Source organism: Aeromonas sp. 1HA1 (assembly GCF_029237385.1).
In the GTDB taxonomy this organism is placed as follows: Bacteria; Pseudomonadota; Gammaproteobacteria; order Enterobacterales; family Aeromonadaceae; genus Aeromonas; species Aeromonas popoffii.
The window spans coordinates 1-8,641 of record NZ_JAACGC010000105.1; the positions used below are offsets into that span (position 1 = coordinate 1).

Genomic DNA, 8,641 nt, shown 5'->3' on the forward strand with positions numbered 1-8,641 from the left:
CAAGAAATGGACCATGCCGATCCAGAATTGGAAGCTTGCCCTAAATCGTTTTATTATCGAGTTCGGTGATCGCCTGAACGGTCACCTGTAATGGAGTGGGCAGTTACACAGAATTATTTACAGGCTCTGGCGTGTTGCTCTACCTGCTGAATAACCTGTCGCCCCTGTCAATACGGCCTTCGCTGGACGCTTACTTTCTTTTTGGTATCAACTCAAAATCATTCAAGGTCTAAAGCCTACCCTTTCAGTCCCCTTATCCATCTCAGTAGAACACGCAGAGCCAGACTGTGGTCATGTCGGGGTGAGTCCACTCCACCCTATGTTTCTGGCGGGCGGGAATATTGATGTGATCGCCCGGGCCCAGTTGTACCGATTGTTGTTCCTGGGTCTGCGGATCGATGAATAGCAGGCTGGCCTCTCCTTGCACGACCAGGATCCATTCATGTTCATCCTGATCGTACCACTCTCCCGGCGCCGTCTGATGGCCGTGGGAGAGAATGCGCTCGATTCGCAGGTGGTTGGTACTGACAAGACCCTGAAAGAGTTCGGTAGGCAGTGGCGAGGGAATATCGTTCAGCAGATTGCGCGTGTGCATGGGTCATCTCCCGTCTTGCAGTGCGAATAGTTCTCTGCAGTATAGAGGCGTTCCTCGTGGATGAAGGTGAGGGCTGCAGCAAGCGCGTATGCAAATTTGTGTCCGAACGAGAACAATTTCTGCCATTTTGATGAAAAATTCAGGGAATTCGCTGCAATTTCGACAAATTCTTGCTATTTTGCGCGCCACAAAAGCAAACGATTTCCTTCACACTTTCAGGATAAGTTATGGCAAAGCAAGATATGGCCGCCAACGGAGCAAAAGGCGGCTTTTTGGACTCTTATTTTTCCATTTCTGCGCGCGGCAGTAGCGTGCGCCAGGAGTTGCTGGCCGGTTTGACCACCTTCCTGGCCATGGTCTACAGCATCATAGTGGTGCCGAACATGCTGGGCGCTGCCGGCTTCGAGCAGGGGCCCGTCTTCGTGGCGACCTGTTTGATCGCTGCCTTCGGCTCCCTGCTGATGGGGCTGTGGGCCAAGCTGCCGATGGCCATCGGTTGCGCCATCTCCCTCACCGCCTTTACCGCGTTCAGTCTGGTACTGGGTCAGGGACTGAGCATTCCGGTTGCCCTTGGCGCCATCTTCCTGATGGGGGTGGTGTTTACCCTCATCAGTATCACAGGCGTGCGCCAGTGGATCCTGGACAACCTTCCCTCCGGCATTGCCCACGGCACCGGCATCGGCATCGGTCTGTTCCTGCTGCTGATCGCCACCAACGGTGTCGGTATGGTGATCAAGAACGAAGGGGCCGGTCTGCCGGTTCAACTGGGTGAGGTGACCTCCTTTCCTGTCGTCATGACGGTGCTGGGTCTGGCCGCCATCTTCGGTCTGGAGCGTCGCAAGGTGCCGGGCGGTATCCTGATGGTGATCATCGCCATCTCCATCCTCGGCCTCATCTTCGATCCGAACGTAACCTGGCAGGGCTTCTTCGCCATGCCGAGCCTGACCGGTGAAAAAGGTTCGCTGGTTGGCAGCATGGATCTGCTGGGTGCCCTCAATCCTGTGGTCATCCCCACTGTGCTGGCACTGGTGATGACGGCCGTGTTCGACGCTACCGGTACCATACGAGCCGTGGCCGGTCAGGCGGGGCTCATCAATGAGCGTGGCCACATCATCAGCGGCGGTAAGGCCCTGACTGCCGACTCCGTCAGCAGCATGGTGGCTGGCGTGGTGGGTGGGGCTCCGGCCGCCGTCTACATCGAATCTGCCGCAGGCACAGCAGCCGGTGGCAAGACTGGTCTGACTGCTGCGCTGGTCGGCGTGCTGTTCCTGCTGATGATCTTCCTCTCCCCGCTCAGCTATCTGGTGCCGGCTTATGCCACCGCACCGGCGCTGATGTACGTCGGCCTGCTGATGCTGGGCAACGTCACCAAGCTGGATTTCAACGACTCGGTCGATGCGCTGGCTGGCATGCTGTGCGCCGTCTTCATCGTGCTGACCTGCAACATAGTGACCGGCATCATGCTGGGCTTTGTGGCGCTGGTCGTGGGTCGTCTGTTTGCCGCCGAGTGGAAGAAACTCAACGTCGGCACCGTCATCATCGCCGTGGCTTTGGTGGTCTTCTATGCCGGGGGTTGGGCTATCTAACCCATCCGGTTATAGCGAAGGGCCCTGCGGGGCCCTTTTTCATGGCTGTGAGGCGGCTAACAGTTTCCCGCCAGTTTGTTCCGCGCCGTTTCAGATTGAAACGCCAACATCCCCTCTGCTGTTTCAAATCCGAACCGAACCGGCCATCATTTTTCTCCCGATTTATCCCGTTAGACTGGCTCCATCAACCATTTGCCCACCCGAGCGGTGGCAAGCCAAGGAGTGAGCCATGAAGAAACTGATCAATGCCGTCGATGCCGTGGTCCGTGAACAACTGATGGGGATGGCTGCCGCCCACCCCGAGCTCAAGGTCCGTATCGAACCCCACTACATAACCCGCGCCGACTCCCCCGTGATGGGCAAGGTGGCGCTGGTCTCTGGCGGTGGCAGCGGCCACGAGCCGATGCACGGCGGTCTAGTGGGCAAAGGGATGCTGGATGGCGCCTGCCCCGGCGAGATTTTTACCTCCCCGACCCCGGATCAGATGTACGAGTGCGGTCAGGCGGTCGATGGCGGCGCGGGCGTACTGTTTCTGGTGAAGAACTACACCGGTGACGTGCTCAACTTCGAGACCGCGGTCGAGCTGCTGCACGGCGATGGCGTTAAGGTCGGCTTCTCGCTGATCGATGACGACGTGGCAGTCAAAGACAGCCTCTATACTGCCGGTCGTCGTGGTGTCGCCACTACTGTGCTGTGCGAGAAACTGGTCGGTGCCGCTGCCGAAGCGGGCTATGACCTGACCCGCTGCGAGGCGCTGGCCCGTCGCATCAACAACCAGAGCCGCACCATTGGCGTTGCCATGCATGCCTGCACCGTGCCTGCCGCTGGCAAGCCCTCCTTCACCCTGGCAGACAACGAGATGGAGTTTGGCGTGGGTATCCACGGCGAGCCGGGCATAGCGCGCCGCCCCTTCACCGACCTCAATACCCTGGTGGACGACATGTTCAGCGAGCTTGCGGACAACACCCCCTATGGTCGCACCCTGCGCCACTGGGACAGAGCCTCCGGCAGCTGGCAGGAAGAGCACACCTTTATCGAGCCGCTGAATGCGGGCGATCGTGTCATCGCGCTGGTCAACAGCCTCGGCGGCACCCCGATTTCAGAGCTGTATGGTGTCTATGGTCGCCTCGCCACCCTGTGCGAAGCGGCAGGCATCCATCTGGTACGTAACCTGATCGGCCCCTACTGTACCGCCCTCGACATGACCGGCATCTCCATCACCCTGCTCAAGGTGGATGATGAACTGATGACCCTGTGGGATGCCCCCGTTCACACCCCCGCCCTGCGTCGCGGTTGCTAAGGAGAACCCATGTTAAGCAAGCATCACATCGTCAACTGGCTGCTGGACTGCGAACACATCTTTACCGAGCAGCGTGACTACCTCACCGCGCTGGATACCGATATCGGCGATGGCGACCACGGCCTCAACATGCAGCGCGGCTTTACCAAGGTGGCCGAGAAGCTGCCTGCGGTGGCAGACAAAGACATCGGCCAGGTGCTGAAAACCACCGGCATGACGTTGCTCTCCTCGGTCGGCGGCGCCAGTGGCCCGCTCTACGGCACCTTCTTTATCCGGGCGGCGGCCAGCACGGATGCCTGCCAGAGCCTGAGCCTGAGTCAGTTGTGCAAAATGCTGAGTGACGGCGTCGAGGGGATCGTCTCCCGCGGCCGCGCCGAGCCGGGTGACAAGACAATGTGCGACGCCTGGTGGCCGGCACTGGCCGCCCTGCAACAGGCGCAGCAGCAAGCGCTGTCCCTCAACGATGCGCTGGATAAGGCGGTGGCAGCCGCCGCAGCCGGTACCGAGGCCACCATCCAGATGCAGGCCCGCAAGGGGCGCGCCAGCTATCTTGGCGAGCGCAGCATCGGCCATCAGGATGCCGGGGCCACCTCGACCCTGCTGCTGCTGACCGCCCTGCGTGACAGAGCGAGGTTGTGACATGATCGGAATCGTAGTTGTCTCTCACAGCGCTATGCTGGCGGCCGGACTGAAAGCGCTGGCCGATCAGCTGGGCAGCCCGGCCCGCCTGCTGCTGGCGGCCGGGGTCGATGACCCCGCCCACCCCATAGGCACAGATGCCATCGCCGTGATGAGTGCGATAGAAGAAGCGGATGACGGCAGCGGCGTGCTGGTACTGATGGACTTGGGCAGCGCCCTGCTCAGCGCCGAGACCGCCCTCGAACTGCTGCCCCTCGAGTTAAGCGCCCGGGTGCGGCTCTGCCCCGCCCCGCTGGTCGAGGGCACTCTGGCCGCCGTGGTGGCGGCCGGTTCCGGGATGACGCTGGATGAGGTAGCCGCCGAGGCACTCGGCGCGCTGGGCCCGAAACAGGCGATGCTGCCTGCCACCACTTCGCATGCCTGCACTGACACAGCTCCCGTTAGCGACGATGGCTGGCTGCGCTGCGAAGTGGTGGTGGATAACCCCCACGGCCTGCATGTGCGCCCCGCCGCCCGACTGGTGGCCGCCCTCAAGCCCTTTGCCGCTGAACTCAAGCTGCAAAAAGGGGATAAAGAGGCCAACCCCCGCAGCCTGACCCGGCTCACCATGCTTAACGTGCGTCAGGGCGACATGCTCACCCTGCTGGCGCGCGGGGAGGATGCCACCGCTGCATTGGCCTGCTTCCAGCAGCTGGCTGCCGAGCGCTTCGGCGACTGATCGCCGCACGCCACTGTTTCAAGGCGCTGCACTCGCTCGCTGAGCCTGTGCAGCGCAATTCAAGACGAAGGACTCCCCGGCACTGCCGCCCCTTCGCCCCTGTTAGTTTCAAAAGACGTCTTATGAACTAGAGAGAGGGATAGAATATGGACCGCATCATCATCAGCCCCAGCAAATATGTGCAAGGTAACGGGGCCCTCGCCAACATAGGCAACTACGTCAAGGCGCTCGGCACCAAACCGCTCATTCTGGCCGATGCCTTGGTCACCAAGCTGGTTGGCGACACGGTTGCTACCAGCTTCCACAGTGTGGGCATCAAGCCCGAGTTTGACTGTTTCAACGGCGAGTGCTCCCGCCCCGAGATCGACCGGCTGCTGGCCCGCTGCAACCAGACGTCGTTTGACGTCATCATCGGTATCGGCGGCGGCAAGACGCTGGATACCGCCAAGTCGGTCGCCTTCTACCAGAAGGTGCCGGTGGTCATAGTGCCCACCATCGCCTCCACCGATGCGCCCACCAGCGCGCTGGCGGTCATCTACACCCCGGAGGGGCAGTTCAGCGAATACCTGATGATCCCGACCAACCCCAACATGGTCATCATGGATACCGGCGTGGTCTCCCGCGCGCCGGTGCGGCTGTTGGTCTCCGGCATGGGGGATGCGCTCTCCACCTACTTCGAGGCGCGCGCCAACAAGGTTTCCGGTTGCCAGACCATGGCCGGTGGTGCTTCTACGCTGGCGGCGCAGGCCATCGCCGAGCTCTGCTACAAGACTCTGCTGGCCGACGGCTACAAGGCCAAGCTGGCGGTGGAACAGGGGCTCTGCACCAAGGCGGTGGAGAATATCATCGAGGCCAACACCTACCTGAGTGGTATCGGCTTCGAGAGCAGCGGGCTGGCCGCCGCCCACGCCATCCACAACGGCCTGACCCAGCTCACCGAGTGTCACCACCTCTACCACGGTGAAAAAGTGGCGTTCGGTACCCTGGTGCAGCTGGTGCTAGAGAACGCCCCGATGGCGGAGATCGAGACAGTGCTGGCTTTCTGCCGCTCGATCGGCCTGCCGACCAACCTGCATATGATGGGGGTCAAGGAGCTGGATATGGCGCGCCTGATGGCGGTGGCCAAAGCCTCCACCGCCGAAGGGGAGACCATCCACAACATGCCGTTCAAGGTCACTGCCGAGGATGTGCTGGCGGCCATCGTCACCGCCCACCAGCTGGGGCTGTAACCGCGCCACCGCTGACCTTGCCATATAACACGGCCCCGCCACTGCGGGGCCGTTTCGTTTTCTGCGGGCCGGTTGGCGACGACTAGAGCGGCGTCAGCCGTGATAGTCGGCGGGATCGATCTCGAGCAGCTTCAGTCGCCGCCACAGGGTGGTGCGACTGATGCCAAGATGCTGGGCCATCTGGCTCACCTGCCCCTTGCAGGCGTGGGCGCAGCGCAAAATGGCCTGGCGCTCCAGCTCCGCCAAGGTGAGCAGCGGTTGCCCCACCACCTCATCCGCCACCAACTGATAACCGTGACGAATGGCAGCGGGCAGCGCCTCCGGCGGGATCAGCCCCTGACCGGCATGAAGCAGGGCATGCTCGACCGCGCTGCGCAGCTCCCCCAGATTGCCGGGCCAAGGGTAGGCGAGCAGACAGTCGAGGGCCGCCGGGCTGAACTGGCGCACCGGCTCGCGCCCCTGCGCCGCCAACTGCTGGCTGATAAGGCTAGGCAAATCCGCCGCGCGCTCGCGCAGCTCCGGCAGCCAGAGCTCGCACGCCTGCAAGGCATAGAGCAGCTGGCGGCCAAACAGCCCCTCCTGCACCAGTTGCTCCAGCGGGGCGCTACTGGTGGCGACGATCCGCACCTTGAGCGGCAGGATGCGGGCCGAATCGAAGCGCTGGATGCGGCCGGTCTTGAGCAGTTGCAGCAGCGCCGCCTGCATGGGGGCAGAGAGACATTCCACCTGCTCCAGCACCAGGGTGCCGCCGTGGGCCAGCTCGAACTTGCCCGCCCGCTCCTGCCCCGCCTCGTCGGAACCCATCAGCTCCAGCGCCATCCGCTCGCTCGGCAGCGCCTGACAGTTGAGGGTAATGAGCGACCCGGCAGCCCGTTCGCTGCCAAAGTGGATCGCCTCCGCCAGCTGGGCCTTGCCCACCTCCTCTTCGCCGCGCAGCAGGATCGGCCCCTGACTCTGGGCCGCCTGCCGGGCATAGCGCAGCAGCTTGCGCATGGCGCTCGATTCCCCCACCAGTGCCGACAACTCGGGCACCGTCTGGCGCAGCTGATGGATGGCCCGCAGCCGGTCGACCGGGTGCAGCAGGGCGATAAAGCTGACCCCCTCCGGCCCCGGCAGCGGCTTGAGGCTTACCAGCGCATTGATAAACTCCCCCTCCTGAGCGCCGAGCCGCTCCAGCGTCACCTCCACATGACTCAGTGGTGTCTGCCCCTTGATGGCCAGCTGCAACCGCTGCGGCAACAGCAGGTGCTGCTCCAGCGGCTGACCGAGACAGAGCGCAGGATCGAGCCGCAGCCGGTTGGCCGCCAGCCCATTGAGGTAGCGCAATCGGCCCTGCGGATCCCAGGCCAGCACACCGTCATCCATGCCATCGAGCAGGGCGTAAAGCTCGCTCAGGTGGTGCTGGGACTCCTGCATCAGGGTCTCCATCTGCAGCAGATGGGCCAGCTCGCGACCGGCGCTGACGGTGAGCGCCAGATCCCCGGCACTCGCCGCCTCCACCTTGCAGATCAGAGCGATGATGGCGACCTGACGGCCATTGCTGTTGTAGACCGGGCTGGCGCAGCTGTGCCAGGGATGGAGGGTCTGGTTGAAGTGCTGGGGGCCGCTGACGCAGAGCGGTAGCCCCTCCAGCGCCGCCAGATTGATGGCATTGGTGCCGATGCGCCCCTCGCTGAAAAAGGCGCCGGGGCCAAACCCCAGCGCCGCCAGCTCGCGCAGGGTGTCGGGGTGGCCGGTCTGGGCCAACAGGCAGCCGCTCTCGTCGGTGAGCAGCAGTGCGCAGGGGCGCCCCTCCATAAATTCGTAGAGATCTTCGAGGGCCATCTCGCCGGTGGTGAGCAAGTCCCGCTTGCGCTGACGCAGGCTCTGCAAGGTCTGCCCCTTGGCGCTGTGGGGCGGGTGCCAGAGGGTGGCACTGGTCTGGTGGGCGCAGCGCAGCCAGGAGGCCTGCAGATAGTCAGGCCAAGCGAGCAGCGGCTGAAGGTCAGATGGCATGGTCACAGCAATATCCGGCAAGATGTGAGCCGACCATTTAACCACGCCAGCGCCCCCTATTCAGTGACCTGCCTCAGAGGGTGGCAAGCCTATCCTCTGCAAGGTCGGGTTCACACTCGAATTAGGCGACAAGGCCACCGGTGGTGGTGGCATTCACTGCATCACCCTTCACCAGCCCTCCCGCCTGACCCTCTCCTACCCACTGATAACCCGGGGTGTTGCCACGCCCCGGGTTATTTGTTTCCGTCCATTTCTGTTGACCACAAGCCTCTGAACCAGCCGCCATTCCGCATCTTGGCCCACTACGCCATATGGGTGTCACCTCGATCACATTCTCGAGTGATTCAAGTTGCTGAGACAGGATGGCGCTTTCCATTACAGATTCAGAAGTGTATTGTTGCTCGGTGGCAAAAAAAGCCAAAAAAATATTTTGAACGAATATGTTCAGCGCCAAAGGCTGTCTCTTGATCAGATCTTGATCCCCGAAGCCATCATCTCTTTGGCGGCAATAAAGCCGTCCAGTTTACTTTGCAGTGTTTGCCAGCCTTCCCAGAGTGAGCTCCAGCCTGCAATCCCTGT

The 8,641-nt window shown here is 62.2% G+C and carries 8 protein-coding genes; 5 read left to right on the top strand and 3 right to left on the bottom strand.

Annotated features, from left to right (window positions below):
* Positions 1 to 262: 262 nt before the first annotated feature.
* Positions 263 to 595, bottom strand: a complete 333-nt coding sequence (locus GWQ22_RS20010) for a cupin domain-containing protein (protein ID WP_108536198.1) — start codon at positions 593 to 595, stop codon at positions 263 to 265.
* Between the two features lie 227 nt (positions 596 to 822).
* Here GWQ22_RS20010 and GWQ22_RS20015 point away from each other — a divergent pair, with 227 nt between their 5' ends.
* The 5 genes from GWQ22_RS20015 to GWQ22_RS20035 all read left to right on the top strand — a co-directional run bounded on the left by GWQ22_RS20015 (position 823) and on the right by GWQ22_RS20035 (position 6,067).
* Positions 823 to 2,181 (top strand): NCS2 family permease, encoded by a 1,359-nt coding sequence (locus GWQ22_RS20015; RefSeq protein ID WP_042039244.1) that lies wholly within the window; start codon positions 823 to 825, stop codon positions 2,179 to 2,181.
* Positions 2,182 to 2,410: 229 nt separating this feature from the next.
* Entirely contained in the window at positions 2,411 to 3,481 is a 1,071-nt protein-coding gene (gene dhaK, locus GWQ22_RS20020) for a dihydroxyacetone kinase subunit DhaK (protein WP_275931421.1), read from the top strand.
* A 9-nt stretch (positions 3,482 to 3,490) separates the two neighbouring features.
* Positions 3,491 to 4,120, top strand: coding sequence for a dihydroxyacetone kinase subunit DhaL (dhaL, locus tag GWQ22_RS20025; protein ID WP_108536552.1), 630 nt, complete (start codon positions 3,491 to 3,493; stop codon positions 4,118 to 4,120).
* A 1-nt stretch (position 4,121) separates the two neighbouring features.
* Positions 4,122 to 4,838: a dihydroxyacetone kinase phosphoryl donor subunit DhaM gene (gene dhaM, locus GWQ22_RS20030; RefSeq protein ID WP_275931422.1), complete on the top strand. Its 717-nt coding sequence runs from the start codon at positions 4,122 to 4,124 to the stop codon at positions 4,836 to 4,838.
* A 146-nt stretch (positions 4,839 to 4,984) separates the two neighbouring features.
* Positions 4,985 to 6,067: a glycerol dehydrogenase gene (locus tag GWQ22_RS20035; protein WP_275931423.1), complete on the top strand. Its 1,083-nt coding sequence runs from the start codon at positions 4,985 to 4,987 to the stop codon at positions 6,065 to 6,067.
* Positions 6,068 to 6,160: 93 nt separating this feature from the next.
* Here GWQ22_RS20035 and dhaR read toward each other — a convergent pair whose 3' ends face one another.
* Both dhaR and GWQ22_RS20045 read right to left on the bottom strand, forming a co-directional pair.
* On the bottom strand, positions 6,161 to 8,062 hold the full coding sequence (dhaR, locus tag GWQ22_RS20040) for a dihydroxyacetone kinase operon transcriptional regulator DhaR (protein ID WP_275931424.1): 1,902 nt from the start codon (positions 8,060 to 8,062) through the stop codon (positions 6,161 to 6,163).
* A 121-nt stretch (positions 8,063 to 8,183) separates the two neighbouring features.
* Positions 8,184 to 8,516, bottom strand: a complete 333-nt coding sequence (locus GWQ22_RS20045) for a hypothetical protein (RefSeq protein WP_275931425.1) — start codon at positions 8,514 to 8,516, stop codon at positions 8,184 to 8,186.
* Positions 8,517 to 8,641: the final 125 nt, after the last annotated feature.

Bases quoted from the DNA above. Each gene is read 5' to 3' on its own strand.
- dhaK (WP_275931421.1), top strand. From the start codon at position 2,411: ATGAAGAAACTGATCAATGCCGTCGATGCCGTGGTCCGTGAACAACTG.
- dhaM (WP_275931422.1), top strand. From the start codon at position 4,122: ATGATCGGAATCGTAGTTGTCTCTCACAGCGCTATGCTGGCGGCCGGA.
- GWQ22_RS20015 (WP_042039244.1), top strand. From the start codon at position 823: ATGGCAAAGCAAGATATGGCCGCCAACGGAGCAAAAGGCGGCTTTTTG.
- GWQ22_RS20010 (WP_108536198.1), bottom strand. From the start codon at position 595: ATGCACACGCGCAATCTGCTGAACGATATTCCCTCGCCACTGCCTACC.
- dhaR (WP_275931424.1), bottom strand. From the start codon at position 8,062: ATGCCATCTGACCTTCAGCCGCTGCTCGCTTGGCCTGACTATCTGCAG.
- dhaL (WP_108536552.1), top strand. From the start codon at position 3,491: ATGTTAAGCAAGCATCACATCGTCAACTGGCTGCTGGACTGCGAACAC.
- GWQ22_RS20035 (WP_275931423.1), top strand. From the start codon at position 4,985: ATGGACCGCATCATCATCAGCCCCAGCAAATATGTGCAAGGTAACGGG.